This window comes from Anabaena sp. FACHB-595, from assembly GCF_048568275.1.
Taxonomy (GTDB): Bacteria; Cyanobacteriota; Cyanobacteriia; order Cyanobacteriales; family Nostocaceae; genus Trichormus.
Genome location: NZ_CP183473.1, coordinates 2,243,945 through 2,263,064, shown reverse-complemented (window position 1 = coordinate 2,263,064; position 19,120 = coordinate 2,243,945). Strand labels below are relative to the sequence as shown.

Here is a 19,120-nt window from a genome sequence, read left to right as displayed (position 1 = left end):
GGTTGGGAGCAGGGGGCAATCAATTCAAAATTCAAAATTCAAAATTAAGAAATAATGGCTCCTGATTCCTCACTCAGTACTCAGCACTCATTAAGCCATCACCATACCGCCATCGACATTAAATACTTGTCCGGTAATATAGGCGGCGGCGGGGTCGGCTGCTAGGAAACGTACCATACCGGCAATTTCCTCTGGTTGACCATAGCGACCTAGAGGGATGTATTGCAAAATACCCTCAGATTTGAGGTTGCTGGTCATGTCTGTAGCGATGAAACCAGGGGCGACGGCGTTAACGGTAATGCCACGAGAAGCTAATTCTTTAGCAACTGTTTTTGTAAAGCCAATCACACCTGCTTTGGCGGCACTGTAATTCGCCTGACCGGGATTACCCATTTGTCCAGCTACAGAGGTAATATTGATAATTCTGCCAGAACGTTGCTTGAGCATAAGTTTACTGACGGCACGAGTGCATAAAAATACACCAGTTAAGTTAAGGTCAATAACTGCTTGCCAGTCTTCTGGCTTCATTCTTAATAGCAATGTGTCGCGGGTAATACCTGCATTATTTACCAAAATATCGATGCGTTTGAACTTATCGATCGCCCCATTGATCAGATTGTCTACTTGCTCAACTTGTGAAACATCGGCTTTTAAGGCTACAGCTTCACCACCAGCACCTGTAATTTCTGCTACTACCTCATCGGCAGCAGTGCTAGAACTAGCGTAATTGACCACTACAGTAGCACCATAATTAGCTAATTCTAAGGCGATCGCTCGTCCAATCCCCCGTGAAGCGCCTGTAACAACGGCAACTTGTCCTCGTAAATTTTCACTTAAGATTGCCATAAAATATTCCTCTAGGTTTAAAATTCCCGCGCTAATTATCTTATGGCGATTTGTACCTACATCTCATACCATTTTGGATTTTAGATTTTCGTTGAGGAACTACTTGCTGTATCTAGTTTCTGCTTATCTATCGTTGGTCTGATCAGAGATTCAAAATTCGCTTATATCCTAGTGGTTCTGGCGACGAAATTGCAAATTGCACAAAGAAACTTGACTACAAAATAACCAACTCTCTCAATCCCTAATCCCCAGTACATATACCTTAAGAAAGAGATGCAAAGTTTAGCAACAATAAAAACAAAATAACGTTACACCATTTCTAGAAAGCAGACATTAATATTAGATTCAATCAATAAAAATGGTGTGTGTCACATGACTGAGAAAAAACAATTCAACAGCTTTGAAGAGATGCTATCTGGTTCTGATTTACCTGTTTTAGTAGACTTTTATGCTGACTGGTGTGGCCCCTGTCAGATGATGGGGACAATTTTACAACAAGTAAACAATCAACTTAAAGACCGCATACGAATTGTCAAAATTGACACAGAAAAATACACAGAGTTGGCAACTCAGTATCAAATTGCAGCTCTACCAACACTGGTATTATTCAAACAAGGTAAACCAGTAGATCGAATTGAAGGTGTATTGCAAACGCCCGATTTAGTACGGCGTTTGCAAAGTTTCGTTTAGTCAAGATTAAGTTAGAGATGCAAATTTTTGCATCTCTACATATTAATTATTATTAGGTAGAGAGATTGAATGTTCAAATCAATCTAAGCTATCAGGCATTTAATCTGCATATAAACGAGCCATTAGTCTTCTTCATTTTCCCGAATGGCTGTTTCAATTTCTTCTGGGTATACTGTGGCATAAACCCAAGCATTAGTTAAGTCAGTTGCAGATAAAGTGGGATAGTCTTTCAAAAGTTGAGCTTCACTAATACCTAACCTACGCGCATTAATTAAAACCCAAACAGGAATACGGGTTCCGGTAATACACGCATCCCCACCACACACATAGGCAGTTTTCTCAATCCCTCGCCAAGGGTTGCCCAAACTTTGAGCAAGTAACTGAATTGCCTGTGCTTTCTCGTTTGGTGTCAAGGCAAGTAGTTGTGATTCTAACTTCTGAAGTGTCATAAAATTGCCATGCCCAGAGGAAAGACATATTTATATATTTTAACGGAAACAGCATGATATTAAATGAGAGAAAGCGATAGTTGACGGAACCTCATCACTCTCACTCTATTCACGAATTTTGTCTCCTGTTGGCTAAGGGAATAAATTCACAATTTTTGATAATTTAAGTACGCCTGACATTTAAGCAGCACCATTCTTTGCGTTTCCACATAGTAGCGACTACCCAACCGTGTTTTTCTAAAGCCTCAGCAACAGAGGTAGATTGTTCAACTAAAATCCCGCTAAAAATAGCCCAAGTGCTAGGTTTAGATATCTCGCTGATTTCTGGGACTAATTGAATAATGACATCAGCTAAAATATTGCAAACAATACCATCTACCGGGCGTTCAATCAGTTTCTTTAAGATATCTACGCTACCTTCTGCTGGTACTAGGCGTTCTGGGTTTACTTCGTTGAGGGCGCGATTGCTGAAGGTTGACTGCACAGCTAAAGGGTCGGTATCTACTGCATAAACTTTCTGTGCGCCTAATAAAACTGCCCCAATCGAAAGGATACCAGAACCGCAGCCAATATCCGCAATTATGACAGGTTCTTGGTTCCCTCCTTTACTGATAAACGATTTGGGAACCTCACTCAATCTCATTTCTAGGGATTCTAGACATAATTGAGTAGTAGCATGGTTTCCTGTACCAAATGCTACGCCAGGGTCGAGGCGGATGATTAACCTATCGGAGTTTTCCGGTGATGGTAGCCATGCGGGGTTGATGAGAAAGCGATCGCCTATTTCCTGGGGATGCCAATATTGTTTCCAGCTACTCGCCCAATCTTCCTCATCAATTAGCTGCCAAGTCAAGGTAGGAGAAGATAATCCTATACACAGGGCATCTTGTTGCAACCATAGCCCCAGCGCCGCTAAATCTAATAACTGTGCTTGAAATATCGGCAAATAACCCTTAACTAAGCAAGAATCACCCTTACTTTCGCTAGCTGTACCACGACAACCAAAATCTTCCAGTCGCCAAGAAACAGAGTCTTCTAGCGCCGATTCACATGAAATCTGTAGTTCCCACCAAGTGTTTGCCATTTTTGAAAATTGAGAATCCAGAATTCAGGAGTCAGGAGAAATAATTTCTGCTGACTTCTGACTCCTGATTACTGACTCCTATAGTGTTACTGTATACGCGTCCCGAATGCCGGGTACTTTGGTGATTTCCGCTAAAATGCCATCTGGTAAAGGATCATCAATGCTGAGAGCCATAACGGCATCACCACGGACGATTTTCCGCCCTACCTGCATACTGGCAATATTGACATTAAAGCTGCCCAGTAAGGAACCGAGTTTGCCAATGATTCCTGGCATATCACGGTGCAAGGTAAACACCATGTATTTGCTTGGTGGGACGTTAATCGGGAAGCCGTCAACGTCGGTGAGGTGAATTTCCTTATCGCCTAGCAATGCGCCGGTCACGGAATGAGTACCTAAGGTTCCTGTCGCTTCCAGGCGTAGGGAACCAGCATAGTCACGGGCGGAAGCGTCGCGGGTTTCAATAACCCGGATTCCCCGTTCCTTGGCTTCTATGTTGGCGTTGACGTAGTTTACTCGTTCCCGTAGGGCTTGGTGTAGTAATCCTTTGAGGGAAGCAATTACTAAAGGCTGACTCTTGTTAGTAGCGAGTTCCCCTTGTAAGCGGACAGTGAGTAGTTCTACCCGCCCACCTGCTAGCTGTCCTACCAACTTACCCAAGGTTTCCGCTAACTGCATATAGGGTTTTAGTTCTTCCAACACATCGGGGCCGAGTCCGGGGATGTTGACGGCGGAACGTGCGGGTAAACCTAAAAGTACATCGCGGATTTGTTCAGCTACGTCAATAGCTACATTCACCTGGGCTTCTGTGGTGGATGCACCTAAGTGGGGGGTAAGAATGATATCTTTACCGATCGCTCTTAAATCTGATTCACCCAGTGGTTCCGACTCGAACACATCCAGCGCCGCCCCAGCAATTTTCCCTTCTTTAATCGCTGCGGCTAAGGCTGCTTCATCAATAATGCCCCCACGGGCGCAGTTGATAATCCGGGCGGTGGGCTTCATTTTCGCCAGAGTGGTGGCGTTGATGATGTGGGTGGTTTCTGGGGTTTTGGGAATGTGCAGGGTAATATAGTCAGATTGCTGCATCAGCAAATCTAAATCTACTAACTGACAGCCAATTTGTTCGGCCCGTTCAGTGGAAATGAAAGGATCGTAAGCTAACAATTTCATCCCCATTGCTTTAGCAACAGCCGCCACATGGGAACCAATTTTGCCTAAACCGACAACCCCTAAAGTTTTTTTATAAACTTCCGCACCTACGAAAGTTTTACGATCCCACTCACCGCGTTTCACGGAAGCGTTAGCATCGGGGATGTGGCGAGACAATGACAGCATCATCGCCAAGGCGTGTTCGGCGGCGGCGATAGTGTTCCCCTCAGGAGAATTGACAACAACAATTCCTCGACGAGTAGCAGCCGGAACATCTACATTATCCACACCCACACCGGCACGACCGATGATTTTCAGTTGTGTACCTGCTTCAATAATTTCTTGAGTGACGCGCGTACCAGAACGAATCATTAACGCGTCATACTGACCAATAATTTCTATTAATTCTGCTGGTTTGAGACCTGTATTGACATCAACAGTAGCGACTTGCGAGAGAATGTCAATGCCAGCCTGGTCAATAGGATCGGAGACGAGAACCTTAGACATGATTACATCATTTATAGTGACAAGTTTTGCTGCACAAGACTTTTTAGTTTAGACTTTATTCGTTACACTTCAGCAAAAAATCTGCGTTTTAATAACAACTTAACCTTCACTCACACCATGTACTAGAGGATATCAGAGTGTAGGTGTGGGGGTATAGGGGTATAGGGGTATGTGGGTGTAAGGGTGTAAGGGTGTGAGGGTGAAGCCACACCCCTACACCAAAGAAACCGCTATAATACTGATGAAAACACTGGTGTAGAAGATTTTGGGGCAACCCGTCATGCTAAACTTCAACTTGCCAAGGTACTTACCTTCAGCCGACGAACTACCAGACTCTGACGAAACACCAGTGGATAACGAACTGCAAGAACTTATCCCAGGATTACTAAAAGCAATTCTGCTGCTACTCTGGGCAGAACGGATGGACTGGTTTTTTGGTGTAGATATGGGTGTTTATTTTCACCCCGATCAACCACCAATTGTTCCAGATGGGTTTTTGAGCCTTGGGGTAGAAAGATTTTATGATGAAGAACTGCGTCCCAGTTATGTGCTGTGGGATGAACAAGTTACGCCAATATTGGTGTTAGAAGTTGTTTCTCAAAACTACCGCAAAGAATACAGTGATAAATTAAATGACTATGCCGCTTTGGGTGTACTTTATTACGTCATTTATTCTTCTCGCCGCCGTCGCAAACCCCATTTAGAAGTACATAAATTAGTGAACGGCAAATATGAATTGCAAGAAGGAAACCCAATTTGGCTACCAGAAATTGGCTTAGGAATTGGTTGCGAAAGGGGAAATTATTGCGGTGTAACGCGGGAATGGATGTATTGGTACGACGAAGCAGGGAAGCGTTATCCCACACCAGAAGAACAGATTAAACAGGCGCAACAACAAGCGCAACTTGCCCAACAACGCGCCCAGCAGGAAGCACAACGCGCCCAACAGTTGGCGGAAAGATTACGCGCCTTGGGAATAGATCCTGATAATTTGATTTGAGATTTAACCTTGACGTTTCTGCAATAACCTGGAAATTTCGTAACCTTAAACAAGTTGGTGTATATACTCGTATTCAGAATATCAACAGACACGGGTATGCTAATTGAATGGTTTGGTACTTGGATTGCAGGAAAAGCATTTGGATTTTTGGTTAAGACTATCATCAGCAAGGAATTTTTAGAAGAGTTAGTCAAAGATTACGCTAAAGATTTTTTCAGAAATATTATTCATAATGCTGTGACTGCGCCATTCCAGCGAGAACCACTACAGAAAGCTGAAGTAATGGCGTTTGCAGAATTTCTGCAACTCATGCAGCAAGATTTGGAATACGGTGAACTATCAAAAGAAGAAATTGAAAATTATACCCAGCCGTTACAGCAGTTTTTAAAGCAGCCAGAAGTTAAACAAATTTTGGGTGATGCTTTCGACTATGAATGTGAGGCTATCAATACTAAGAGATTACAAGAAATTTGGTATCAATTGGTCGCCTCTAGTTCCTTATCAGAAGATTTTAAATGGAAGAAGATAGGCAGAGAATATTTATCAAAAGTGAAGAAGATTATTCGAGAATTTCCCGAAATGAGGGCAATTCTTGATTCTCAGAATATAGAACAAATTAAAGAAAACACACAAGCCATAGCTGGCATTATTTCTCAATTCGATTTAAAACGCTATCAAGAAGCAATTAGTGAGCGTTACGGCAATTTAAAATTAGACAGTTTAGATACGACTGGCTACGCTTATAACGAACTCAAGTTATGGCGAATGTTCATAGCTCAAGATGTGCGGGAAGTGCATCAAGTTTTGCCGCGAGTTCATGAACTGCCGAAGGAACACTTTAGAAGGCTGCGAGAAACTGACCAGATAGAGGCAGAAATTGCTGCCGAGGAATTGCAAAAACTCACAAGGGTTTATTTAGAACAGCCACTACTTTCAGTATTAGATGTTGTTAATAATAAGCAAAGTTATAAATATGTTGTAATTTTGGGTGATCCTGGTTCTGGTAAGTCTACGCTGTTGCAGTATTTAGCTTTGAATTGGTCTGAGTCACCATTAGATAATGTGATCTCACAACCAATTCCTTTGTTAATTGAGTTACGTACTTATATGCGGCGGCGGGATGGGAATGAGTGTCATAACTTTTTGGAATTTTTGGATAAATGTAGCGGTGCAATTGAACATCTCAATCAACATCAATTACATCAACAGCTACAAGCTGGTAACGCTTTAGTCATGTTTGATGGGTTAGATGAAGTATTTGACCCTGGTAAGCGAGAGGATGTAATTACAGATATTCATCGCTTTACTAATGAGTATCCTAATGTGCAGGTGATTGTTACTTCTCGCGTAATTGGTTATAAACCGCAACGGCTTCGTGATGCTGAGTTTCGCCATTTTATGTTGCAAGATTTGAACTCAGCACAAATTCAAGATTTTATTCACCGTTGGCATGAGTTAACTTTCAGTGATGAAGCAGATAAACTTAGAAAATGGGAAAGGCTGCTAAGAGGAATTGAAAATTCAAAAGCCATTACAGAATTAGCAGGAAATCCTCTGTTGTTGACGATGATGGCAATTCTTAATCGTAATCAAGAATTACCTAGAGATAGAAACTCACTTTATGAACAAGCATCGCGGGTATTGTTGCATCAGTGGGATGTGGAACGGGCTTTAGTTGAAGATAAACGACTAGATCATAAGACTATTGATTACAAAGATAAGCAAGCTATGCTGCGTCAAGTTGCCTATAGTATGCAAACAAGTGGTGCGGGTTTAGCTGGTAATGTGATTAGTGCTGATCAATTAGAAAATATTCTGACTGAATATTTAAGAACTACAGAAATTAATCAACCCAGACAAGCTGCGAGGGTAATGAGAGAACAACTGAGAACTCGTAACTTTATGTTATGTTTCCTCGGTGCTGATTACTATGCTTTTGTGCATCGCACTTTTTTGGAATATTTCTGTGCTTGGGAGTTTGTCTGGCGGTTTGAGAAGGAACGCAGTCTTTCAATTGAGGATTTAAAAACGGAAGTTTTTGGCAAACACTGGCGTGATGAAACTTGGCATGAAGTCTTACTATTAATTGCTGGTATGATTGATGCCAAGTTTGTTGGTGAAATTATTGATTATTTAATGGTGCAGGATGGTGAAGAAAATAAATTCATCAATATGTTTTTAGCCGCTAAGTGTCTTGTCGAAGTGAGAAATCGTTCATTGATAGTGTCCATTTCTGATAAATTACTGAACTACCTAAAAAACTTAACTAAATATGATATCTGGTATTATTATCGCCCTGAATACGATTCCGAAGAAATTAAGTTTATTCGAGATATCCGCACTCAAGCAGTTAGAGAAATTGCAGCAGCTTGGCAAGATTCAACCGAAACTAAAACTTTTCTCCAACAACTTGCTACAGTGAATGATGACTCAGATGTAAGGCAGAAAGCAATACAAGAATTCACCCAGGCTTACAAAGATGATCCTACAACTCAAACATTTCTCCAAGAAATTGTCACTGCAAATAATTACTCAGTGGAGCGACGAATAGCAATACAAGAATTAGCTCGGACTTACAAAAATAACCCCACGACTAAAAGTTTTCTCCAACAAATTGCTACGGTAGATGATAGTTGGGATGTGAGAATGACAGCAGTACAAGAATTAATTAATGCTTACAGATATGACCCCGCTACTAAAGCATTTCTCCAAGAACGTGCCACTATGGATGATGATTTGGATGTACGAAGAACAGCAGCACAAGAATTAAATCAGACTTGCAAAGATAAATCCACCACTAAAATAATTCTCCAAGAACGTACCAATGCAGATGATGATTTTGTACGAATAATAGCTGTACAAAAATTAGCACAAACTTACAAAGATGACCTCGAAACTAAAACTATTCTCCAAAAATGTGCCACTGTAGATAAGCGTTGGGAAGTACGGCGGATAGCGATACAAGAATTAGTCAAAGCTTATAAAAATGAACCCACGACCAAAACTTTTCTCAAGGAATTTGCTATCAGAGATGATAGTTGGGATGTGCGAAAAACAGCATTACAAGAATTGGTCAAAGCTTATAAAGATGACTCTACAACCAAAATTTTTCTCCAAGAACTTACTACTATGGATAAACATTGGGATGTGCGAAGAACAGCAATACAAGAGTTAGTTAAGGCTTACAAGGATGACTCCACTATCAAAATTTTTATTCATAAACGTGCCATTGTCGATAATGATTCGGATGTGCGACGAACGGCCGTACAAGAGTTAGTTAAGGCTTACAAATATGACCTCACTATCAAAACCTTCCTTAAAGAATGTGCCATTACAGATGATGATTCGGATGTGCGACAGACCGTAGTCCAAGAATTAGCTAAGGCTTATAAAGATGACATCTGTACCAAAACCATCATCCAACAACTCGTTACTACGGATAATGACCCGGATGTGCGACGGACAGCCGTACAAGAATTAGTCAAGGCTCACAAAGATGACCCCAATACCAAAACTATTCTCCAGCAACTTACCACTGCGGATAATAGTTCAATTGTGAGATGGTCGGTAGTGCAAGAATTAGCTAAAGCTTTTAAATCCCAGCCTGAACTTTTGGAAACATACTACAACTGTGTTGTTAATGACCCCTTTGAAGGTAGCCATGATAGTTTTAGCCCAAATCCCCGGCGCGTTGCTCTTGAGATAATTATCAAACAGTATCCCCAGCATGAAAAAACTTTACCACTGTTGCGCGACAGAGCAGAGAATGATCCAGATGAGCAAGTGCGGGAGTATGCACAGAAAAAGTTGAAGGAGTGGCAGGGATAAAGGTAGGGCAAAGCTATTTCTAAGAAAATCAAGAGGCTTCAAGGCTAATTACTGCGAGTAGGGCTTAATCATATAGGGGTTGTCAAAGGTTTGTAAAAATTAATTAATTCCGTGCAGTAGGCGAGGTAGTTTAGATAGTCATCAAGGATAAAATTCTGTCCATGCGCCTGACTTCGCTTGATGTATTTCGCGGTATTACTATTGCAGGGATGATTCTCGTCAATATGGCGGGGGTTGCAGATGATGTCTATCCTCCCTTAGCTCATGCTGAATGGCATGGTTGCACACCAACTGATTTAGTATTTCCTTTCTTTTTATTTATTGTTGGTGTGGCAATGTCTTTTTCTCTATCCAAATACACCCAGGAGAATAAACCCACCTCGGTTGTTTACTGGCGCATCTTCCGCCGCGCCGCCATCCTCTTTGTTTTGGGTTTGTTACTCAATGGCTTTTGGAATAAGGGTATATGGACGTTTGATTTGAGTAATATCCGCATCATGGGGGTATTGCAGCGTATTAGCCTGAGTTACCTGTTTGCTTCCTTGACAGTCCTCAACCTACCGCGCAAAGGACAATGGATACTAGCTGGGGTTTTACTCGTCGGCTATTGGCTCACGATGATGTATGTCCCTGTACCTGACTATGGTGCTGGTGTGTTAACGAGGGAAGGCAACTTTGGGGCTTATATTGACCGCCTGATTATACCCAAATCTCATCTGTATGCGGGGGATGGGTTTAAAAATTTGGGAGACCCAGAGGGACTTTTCAGCACGATTCCTGCTATTGTGAGTGTTTTAGCTGGTTATTTTACTGGGGAATGGATACGTAAACAGCCAGTACAAACACGGACAAGTTTAGGATTAGCATTATTTGGGATTGGTTGCTTAATTGTTGGTTGGGGTTGGGGTTGGGTGTTCCCCATTAATAAAAAACTGTGGACAAGTTCTTATGTGGTGTTTACCAGTGGTTGGGCTTTATTGCTATTAGCCGCTTGTTATGAACTAATTGAGGTGAGGTTAATCAAACGCTGGGGTAAGCCTTTTGAAATTATGGGGTTAAATGCGATCGCTCTTTTCGTTCTATCAGTTTTACTCATTAAAATCTTAGTCAGAACCAAAATCGGTACAGGGGAAACAGCCCCCAGCACCTTTAACTGGATATACCAAAACATCTTCGCTTCCTGGGCTGGAACCTACAACGGTTCTCTACTATTCGCCCTAGTCACCGTACTATTATGGTGGGCTGTCGCCGTCCTCATGTACCGCCAACGCTGGTTCCTCAAAGTCTAGTAAGCTGTTACGCATTTAAATTGCGTATTTTCGCGCTTAGGTTGTCAAACGCAATCAAATGATAGAGGTATGGAGCTTTGAAATTATCAATCATCACTGCAACATACAATAGACCTATGCAGCTTGCATCTACTGCACTGCCAAGCATTCAAAGTCAAACTGACCGCAATTTTGAATGGCTCGTCATCAATGATGGGGCTAATCCTGACACCAGAGATATTATCACCAGCATTAGGGTAAATGCTGATTTCCCTATCACTTACATGGAAATGGAACACCCTGACCCTTGCAGTGGCTTTGGCTTGTGCTACGCTCGTAACCTGGGACTAGATGCAGCTAGTGGTGAGATTGTTTCATACCTAGACGATGACAACAGTATAGCCCCTGAATTTGTTGCCTCAATGCGGCAGTACTTTAAACAACATTCCAATCTTCGATATAGCATAGCAAGACAGCAGCGCCGCCGCGATGTCATCCGTAATGGTAATGTTGTTCGCCAAGGAAAGCCGTTTGTTTCACCTAGCGATTGCTGCTCCTTACAGCAGCTTTTATGGCAAAAAGAGATATTCGACAGCAATGGTTTCGTCCACCACCAGAGCAATGCTCCTAGATGGAACCCCCAGTTTCAAGTATTCGCAGACTACGAGTATTTACTGCAATCTGCTTGCATCTGGGGTGACAGTGGCTTTGGTTTCAATGACAGCATTCTTATTAAATATATCCAGTCTTCTATTGGTATTATTGGTAGTTCTAATTATGAGCAATGGGCAACTGAGCTATTGCTAATTATCACTAATCAAGCTAACTATTCCATCCTTCAAGGCAGTATTGTTGAACGCTTAGAACAGCTTGTAGATAGTTATAGTACTAAAGCACAAATTTCATTAAGTCCAAAAGCATTTTCTTTATAAAAAAAGAAAGCAGCTTATCAATAGTATAGGATTTACGCACCCAGATTTTCTGTTGAGACTGGGTGTAAGGGTGTAAGGGTATTATGGGGGTGTAAGGCTTTCAAACATTTATACCCCTACACCCCTATACCCTTCTCCAAACCCTTGATCTTTTGTTTTCATGCGTAAGTCCTTTAGTATATCAATCTGTTTTGAGACTAAATGATATCGGTGAAAATTGGTAATTGCTAATGATACAAAACAATTACCAATTACCAATTACTCATTACCTATTATCAGTTTCCGCCGAGTTCAACCAGTGACCAAATTCTTCCAAAAAGCGGTCGCTTAATATTGCTTCACGAATTTTTTGGGTAAAGCGAATGAGTTCGGTAATGTTGTGAATGCTCAATAAGGTGTAGGCTAAAATTTCTTGCGATCGCACTAGATGAGAGATATAGGCACGGCTGAAATTTTGACAAGCATAACAAGGGCAAGTTTCATCTATTGGGGCAAAATCTTCACGGAACTTAGCATTTTTTAAGTTCCAACGTTCGCCTTTGACCATTGCTGTACCGTGTCTCGCCCAACGGGTGGGAATGACGCAATCAAATAAGTCTATACCAGAGGCGATCGCAATTACCATCTCTCGATAAGTTCCCACACCCATCAAGTAACGCGGCTTGTGTGCTGGTAAAAGTGGTGCTGTAGCTTGCACAATTTGCGCCATCATTTCTGGTGGTTCGCCCACACTCACCCCACCAATGGCATAACCAGGTAAATCTAACTCAGTTAAAGTATTGGCAGCTTTAGCCCGTAAATCCAGATATACCCCACCTTGAACGATACCGAACAACGCTTGATCCTGGCGTTGATGAGCCGTAATGCAGCGTTCCAACCAACGGTAAGTCCGCTCAGTCGCCGCTTCTACTTCCTGGCGATTAGCTGGGTAGGGGGGACATTCATCGAACGCCATGATAACGTCAGCCCCTAAAATATTTTGAATTTCTATAGAGCGTTCCGGCGTTAATTTAATAATTTGTCCGTCACGAGGTGAGCGAAAAGTCACACCTTCTTCCGTAATTTTTCTCATTTCGCTCAAGCTGAAAACCTGAAACCCACCAGAATCGGTGAGCATCGGCCCATTCCAGCCCATAAATTTATGCAATCCACCACCACCAGCCACAATGGCTTCCCCTGGTTGGAGATGGAGATGATAAGTATTAGAGAGAACCATCTGCGCCCCAGTCTCCTTCAGCTGTGCTGGTGTGACAGTCTTTACATTAGCCAGGGTTCCCACTGGCATAAATCTCGGAGTTTCGACAATTCCGTGGGGAGTTAAAAAAATCCCAGATCTGGCTTTTGTTTGGCTACAACGAGCTAGGGATTGAAAGGAAAATATGGCACTCAAGGTAAGATTCAGTTTGTTTAAGTATATGGACAAAAATAATTAAGAAGTAGTTGCTCCTTACTTCAGCACTCACCAAAAATAATTGGTAATAAATAAACAGTAACTGATTAGTCATCACCCTTTACCGCTTATCTATTGCCAATTTTCAACTTTTATCTATTTGTTACATACTTGTGAATTTTCCCCACGACTTACTTAGACCTTGCTTATGCTGTGATGGATGGAGTTCAAAGAAGAGGAGAAAAGGGAAATTACAGTACACAGCGTGTCAGATTTAACTCTAATTCTTCTGCTTGATTGTTTGTTACATAGTTGTAAATTTTCACCACGGCTTACTTACTTATCAGCCAATAGTATGAAATTCATGCGACTTCAGAGAGTTTAATCATTGGCAGTAATAGTATTTTATTGTTGAGCTTGCTGAGACAATAAAAAGGAAAATATGGTCAAACTCATCCTCATTACTGGTGTCAGCCGAGGTCTGGGTTACGCTTTGACAGAGCGGTTTATTCAAGAAGGACATACGATTATTGGTTGCGCTCGTTCCCAAGTCACTGTTGAGAAATTAAGCCACAAATTTGGCTCACCCCACAACTTTGTCGCCGTGGATGTAGCAGATGAGGCACAGGTAAAAGCTTGGGCAGAACTTATACTCAAGGAATACGAACCACCAGACATATTAATTAATAATGCAGCAATTGCTAATCAACCAGCACCTTTATGGGAAGTTCCCTCTACGGATTTTTCCCAATTGATTGATATCAATATCAAAGGGGTTGTGCATATAATTCGCTACTTTATACCTGCAATGGTACAGAAGCGACACGGCATTATCATTAACTTGAGTTCCGGCTGGGGACGCTCTACTTCACCCTTAGTTGCTCCCTATTGTGCCTCTAAATGGGCAATTGAAGGGTTAACTCGTGCTTTGGCGCAAGAACTACCTGCTGGGATGGCGGCTATTCCCCTCAATCCAGGGATTATTCACACGGATATGTTGGATATTTGTTTTGGAGAAGAAGCCGTCAATTACCCACCGATTTCTCAATGGGTATTAAAAGCTGTTCCCTTTATTCTCCAGTTGAAACCCACAGATAACGGTGTACCCTTGACTGTTCCTAGTTGAAATTAAGGGTTGGGAGGAGGGGGGTAACGGAAGCAGGGGGAGCAGAGGGAGCAAAGGGGAAGAACTAATGACAACTGACCTGACTATCGATACAGCCAAACTCTTAGTAATGAGAGTAATTGTTCAGTGTCTACTGGTTTAGTGATGTAATCGGAGGCACCGGCTTCAATGCACTTTTCCCGATCGCCTGGCATGGCTTTGGCTGTTAAAGCAATAATGGGTAAGGTGCGGAATTGCTTTTGTTGACGGATACTACGGGTAGTTTCGTAACCGTCCATTTCTGGCATCATCACATCCATTAACACGGCGTTGATGTCAGGGTTGGCTTGCAGAATATCTATGCCGTCTCTGCCATTTTCAGCAAATAAGACTTGCATTTGATAGCTTTCTAACAAACTGGTGATGGCAAAGATATTTCGCAGATCATCATCGATAATTAAGATTTTGCGATTTGCTAAAATTGTGTCGGTTTGATGTAATTGTTCGAGTATTTGGCGTTGCGGCTGGGGTAAATTTGCTTGTACTCGATGCAAAAATAGGGAAGTTTCGTCTAGTAAACGTTCAGGCGATCGCACATTTTTAATAATTATACTCTCTGCTAGTCTCCTAAGTTGCGTTTCTTCTTGACGGCTGATTTCTTTACCTGTGTAAACAATAATTGGTAATTTCAATAAACTCGGTTCTTGTTTGATTTGCTCTAGCAGTTGTAAGCCACTCATATCAGGTAAACCAAGATCCAAAACTATACAATCAAAGTGCTGTGATCGTAAAATGTCTAAGGCTGCGGCTCCTGTATTCACGGCTATACTCTGGACATCACCATTACCAATAAGTTCGATAATACTTTGGGCTTGTACAGGATCATCTTCTATCACTAAAAGACGTTTTACCTTGCGGTCAATAAAGCTTTTGATTTCTGTTAACGTATGATTTAATATTTCTGGAGAGACGGGTTTTTGTAAAAAAGTAATCGCCCCTAACTGTAATGCCCTTTGCTCTCGGTCATCAACAGAAAGTATATGCACAGGAATATGTCTAGTTTGAGGATCGTGTTTGAGGCGGTCTAACAGCGTCCAGCCATCCATATCCGGCATATAAATATCTAGAGTAATGGCATTGGGCTGATATTGTTGTGCTAAGGCTAAACCTTGTTTGCTGTTTAAAGAAACAATAGCTTTAAAGCCTTGTTGCCTTGCCATATCTAGTAAAATTCGAGCAAATTTATCGTCATCGTCTATGATGAGTAACAGGCGATCGCCTTGTTGAATTATCCCTCGATCATCGGCGATACTATTAGCAATAGCAATGGGTTGTAAATTTTCTTGAAATACTGGCGACATCTGGTGTGGGGGTGATGTCTGCTGTTGTGAAATTACTGTTGTTTTAGTTTCTGGATAAGTTTGAGGTAAATATAGGGTAAAAGTACTTCCCTGTCCTGGCTGACTGACTAATCCGAGCCTACCACCTAACATTTGAGCTAGTTCGCGGCTGATGGATAAACCTAAACCTGTTCCTCCATACTTGCGACTGGTTGTACCATCTACTTGCTGAAATGCTTCAAAAATAATTTGTTGCTTCTCCTGGGGAATACCAATACCTGTATCACTAATAGCAAAAGTAATCATAGGATGATTGGTATTAATTTGGTCTAAGCCAATTCTTAAATTTACCCCTCCTTGCTCAGTAAACTTAAAGGCATTAGCCAAGAGATTTTTCAGAATTTGTTGTAAACGTTTAGGGTCGCTTAATATTGTTGACGGCAATCGCTCATCACGCTCAATACTAAAACTTAATCCTTTATCTTGGGCGACTTGCTGAAAAGTCCGTTTTATATAATCATGCAAATCAGCAAAATCTATCGGCTCTAGTTCTACCGATAAAGTACCAGATTCGATTTTTGCTAGGTCTAGAATATCATTAATTAACTCTAAAAGATCAGTTCCTGCCGAATAAATTGTTTGGCTATATTCTACCTGCTTATTACTTAAGTTACCACTTGAATTATCTGCTAGGAGTTTAGCTAGAATTAACAGACTATTAAGCGGTGTCCGTAACTCATGGGACATATTCGCCAGAAACTCTGATTTATATCTGGAAGACAATGCTAATTGCTCTGCCTTTTCCTCTATGAATTTTCTCGCTTTTTCAATCTCCTGATTCTTGCGCGCGACTTCATTATTTTGAAGTTCTAATAATTCTGCTTTTTCTTCTAGTTCTTCATTTAGTTGCTGTAATTCTTCGTTAGATTGTTGCAACTCCTGTTGCTGCTGTTTTAAAAGGAATTCCGAATTTTCTAAATCTTGTGTTTGCTGTTCTAGGAGTTGATTACTTTGTCTCAATTCTGCGGCTAAAGCCACAGATTCATCCAAGAGATTTTGCGTTTGTGCGCTAGCATAAATACTATTTAAAAATACACCAATAACTTCGCTAAATTGGTCTATAAATGTCAAATGTAATTGACTGAAACGATGAAAAGAAGCAATTTCAATCACGGCGATTACTTCTGTTTCAAACAGTACTGGTAATACAATAATATTTAGTGGTAAAGCTGCTCCTAAGCCGGAACTAATACGGATATAGTCACTGGGAACTTCCGTTAACAGGATTCTTTGTTTTTCTAAGGCGCATTGTCCTACTAATCCCTCTCCCAATCGCACAAAATTATTTAAATGTCGGCGCTCATTGTAAGCGTAGCTACCTATTAATTTGAGTGTAACCTCGTCATGAGTTCTATCAATCACATAAAATACACTTTGCTGAGACTCTACTAGTGGCGTTAGTTTTGACAAAATTAAACTAGACATACTTTCGAGGTTGCGCTGTCCTTGCAATAGCTGAGTAAATTCAGCTAAATTAGACTTGAGCCAATTTTGCTCCTCATTTTTTTGGGTTGTAATGCTTAGGTTAGCTACCATTTGGTTAAATGTACGTGTCAGGATACCAATTTCATCTTGGCGGATGCTATTTGGTAAAGTAACTGCTAAATCTCCGCTAGACATTCTCTCTGCTGCATGAGAAATTTGCTGTAATGGAAAGGAGATATGTCTAGTCAATAAATACCCAATTAACGCGAGGATGAAAGAGACAAGTGGAATGCTATAAGTAATAGTGGCAAGAGTATTGTTGGCAGCATTTTGTGCCATTGCTGTTCGCTGCTCTAATAATTTCAATTCTTCAGCATTCATCTGCTGGCTGATGTTCCTAATTTGTGCCATTACTGCTCTGCCTCTATCTGATAGTATAGATTTCTGAGCAGCTTCAAAACCTTGAGCTTGTCGCAAATCAAGCACAGTTTGCATCACCGCTCTTCTTTCATTAATTAGTGGCTCTAATCTGGAAATATAGCCATGTTGTTGAGGATTATCTGATGTTAACTTTTGCAGTTCTTTAACTCTTATATCTAAAGACTTTGTGGCTTTTTGATAAGGTTCTAAATAGCGCATTTCTCCAGTAATAATGTAACCCCGTTGCCCACTTTCTGCTGTGGACAACAGACTATTAAGATCAGCAATTTGTCTGAGTACTTGGTAAGTATGTCGTTCTTTACGGGAAGCAGCAATTAGTTCTTGAATACTTTGATAAGAAATAAAACCTATTGTACTCAGAATGGTGATGCTAATAGTAAATCCCGCTCCGATTTTAGAGCCAATTTTGAGACGGTTAAACATTATTACAGGATTATTGTCAAGCTAAGGTTGCTGTTATTAATTAATATCCGCAGTTTATACAAATATCTAATAACTAAGATATAACGAAAAGGTTGATTAAAAGAAAAGTATTGATTGTTAATCGCAGATTACAGAACGCAATTTTTTCAATTAAAAGCGGGAAAATTATAGGTTAAGTAAAATTAACGTTTACGCTTCCTAGTTAGGAATGCTACAAACAAAATTGTATTTTCAGCGTTTTTATGCAGTGCAAGCATCAAAACCTTATACAAACACTTGTTTTTCATTATTTGTCAATTAAATACCAAAGTATAAAATTTTGAGGTAGTTGATGCTTCATCAGCAGTTTTGCATATCTATTTTGACTAGCTTAGTAACCATTGTTGCTTACCCAGCGTTAACCTATAATCCCTTTTTGACACCATCTACTTTGCCTATAGTCCCAACAAATAGTCCAACTCTGTTAGCAGCAAGTTATCTTTCACCATTAGAACAGCAGGTGATTGAAGAAATGAACAAAGTGCGGACAAATCCTAGATCATATGTACCTATCATAGAAAATTATAAAAAACGTTTCCAAGGTAATCGGGTGAGAATTTCTAGTAATACCTATCTTGTTACCCAAGAAGGAGTCAAGGCGGTAAATGAGGCGATCGCTTTTCTCAAGTCAGCCCGTCCTGTGGGAAAATTAAGAGCATCTAAGGGAATGTCTTTAGGTGCTAGAGACCACACGAAAGACCAAGGCCCAAAAGGTGTAACTGGTCATGATGGTAGCGACGGTAGCACCCCCTTCACTCGCATTAATCGCTATGGAAAATGGCAAACCACGGCTGCGGAGAATATCAGCTACGGCCCAAATACTGCTCAAGATATTGTCATGCAATTGATTATTGATGATGGCGTACCATCACGCGGTCATCGTACTAATATTTTTAACGGTGCTTTTAAGGTCGCGGGTGTTGCTTACGGTAATCACAAAGTTTACAGGACAATATGTGTAATTACTTATGCAGGCGGGTTTTTGGAGAAATAAAACCAATTCGCAATTACGTTTTCTCACAGGATTTTAACCCCGCGACAAAACCTTTCGCCTTTAAAGGCGAGGTTTTAAACCTCATTGTTTCGATAAGGGAATAGAAACTAGAGACTTTGCGAAAAATTTTATTCATATTGTGGAGCT

General features: G+C 41.0%; 13 protein-coding genes. 7 read left to right on the top strand and 6 right to left on the bottom strand.

The window, feature by feature from the left end; genetic code table 11:
• Positions 1-90: 90 nt before the first annotated feature.
• Positions 91-846: a 3-oxoacyl-[acyl-carrier-protein] reductase gene (gene fabG / locus ACN222_RS09395; RefSeq protein ID WP_010996058.1), complete on the bottom strand. Its 756-nt coding sequence runs from the start codon at positions 844-846 to the stop codon at positions 91-93.
• Between the two features lie 372 nt (positions 847-1,218).
• Between fabG and trxA the strand changes: the two genes are divergently transcribed.
• Entirely contained in the window at positions 1,219-1,536 is a 318-nt protein-coding gene (gene trxA, locus ACN222_RS09390; protein WP_010996057.1) for a thioredoxin, read from the top strand.
• A 122-nt stretch (positions 1,537-1,658) separates the two neighbouring features.
• On the opposite strand, the gene ACN222_RS09385 is transcribed toward trxA, so the two are convergent.
• From ACN222_RS09385 to serA, 3 genes are all read right to left on the bottom strand, one after another.
• On the bottom strand, positions 1,659-1,985 hold the full coding sequence (locus tag ACN222_RS09385) for a DUF433 domain-containing protein (protein ID WP_010996056.1): 327 nt from the start codon (positions 1,983-1,985) through the stop codon (positions 1,659-1,661).
• Positions 1,986-2,148: 163 nt separating this feature from the next.
• Positions 2,149-3,069 (bottom strand): 50S ribosomal protein L11 methyltransferase, encoded by a 921-nt coding sequence (gene prmA / locus ACN222_RS09380; protein ID WP_010996055.1) that lies wholly within the window; start codon positions 3,067-3,069, stop codon positions 2,149-2,151.
• Positions 3,070-3,147: 78 nt separating this feature from the next.
• Complete coding sequence (serA, locus tag ACN222_RS09375; RefSeq protein ID WP_010996054.1) at positions 3,148-4,728, bottom strand: phosphoglycerate dehydrogenase; 1,581 nt, start codon at positions 4,726-4,728, stop codon at positions 3,148-3,150.
• Between the two features lie 280 nt (positions 4,729-5,008).
• On the opposite strand from serA, the gene ACN222_RS09370 reads away from it, so the two are divergent.
• The 4 genes from ACN222_RS09370 to ACN222_RS09355 all read left to right on the top strand — a co-directional run bounded on the left by ACN222_RS09370 (position 5,009) and on the right by ACN222_RS09355 (position 11,756).
• Positions 5,009-5,728, top strand: a complete 720-nt coding sequence (locus ACN222_RS09370; RefSeq protein ID WP_010996053.1) for a Uma2 family endonuclease — start codon at positions 5,009-5,011, stop codon at positions 5,726-5,728.
• 96 nt (positions 5,729-5,824) lie between these two features.
• On the top strand, positions 5,825-9,556 hold the full coding sequence (locus ACN222_RS09365; RefSeq protein ID WP_044521118.1) for a HEAT repeat domain-containing protein: 3,732 nt from the start codon (positions 5,825-5,827) through the stop codon (positions 9,554-9,556).
• A 161-nt stretch (positions 9,557-9,717) separates the two neighbouring features.
• Positions 9,718-10,845, top strand: coding sequence for an acyltransferase family protein (locus tag ACN222_RS09360; protein WP_010996051.1), 1,128 nt, complete (start codon positions 9,718-9,720; stop codon positions 10,843-10,845).
• 77 nt (positions 10,846-10,922) lie between these two features.
• Positions 10,923-11,756: a glycosyltransferase family 2 protein gene (locus ACN222_RS09355; RefSeq protein WP_084789083.1), complete on the top strand. Its 834-nt coding sequence runs from the start codon at positions 10,923-10,925 to the stop codon at positions 11,754-11,756.
• Between the two features lie 265 nt (positions 11,757-12,021).
• Here ACN222_RS09355 and tgt read toward each other — a convergent pair whose 3' ends face one another.
• Positions 12,022-13,146 (bottom strand): tRNA guanosine(34) transglycosylase Tgt, encoded by a 1,125-nt coding sequence (gene tgt / locus ACN222_RS09350; protein ID WP_044521114.1) that lies wholly within the window; start codon positions 13,144-13,146, stop codon positions 12,022-12,024.
• A 442-nt stretch (positions 13,147-13,588) separates the two neighbouring features.
• Here tgt and ACN222_RS09345 point away from each other — a divergent pair, with 442 nt between their 5' ends.
• Positions 13,589-14,272, top strand: coding sequence for an SDR family oxidoreductase (locus tag ACN222_RS09345; RefSeq protein ID WP_010996048.1), 684 nt, complete (start codon positions 13,589-13,591; stop codon positions 14,270-14,272).
• Positions 14,273-14,355: 83 nt separating this feature from the next.
• Here the strand turns inward: ACN222_RS09345 and ACN222_RS09340 are convergent, their stop codons facing one another.
• Positions 14,356-17,940 (bottom strand): response regulator, encoded by a 3,585-nt coding sequence (locus tag ACN222_RS09340; protein ID WP_010996047.1) that lies wholly within the window; start codon positions 17,938-17,940, stop codon positions 14,356-14,358.
• Between the two features lie 331 nt (positions 17,941-18,271).
• Here ACN222_RS09340 and ACN222_RS09335 point away from each other — a divergent pair, with 331 nt between their 5' ends.
• On the top strand, positions 18,272-18,973 hold the full coding sequence (locus ACN222_RS09335) for a CAP domain-containing protein (RefSeq protein ID WP_010996046.1): 702 nt from the start codon (positions 18,272-18,274) through the stop codon (positions 18,971-18,973).
• The last annotated feature ends 147 nt before the right edge of the window (positions 18,974-19,120 follow it).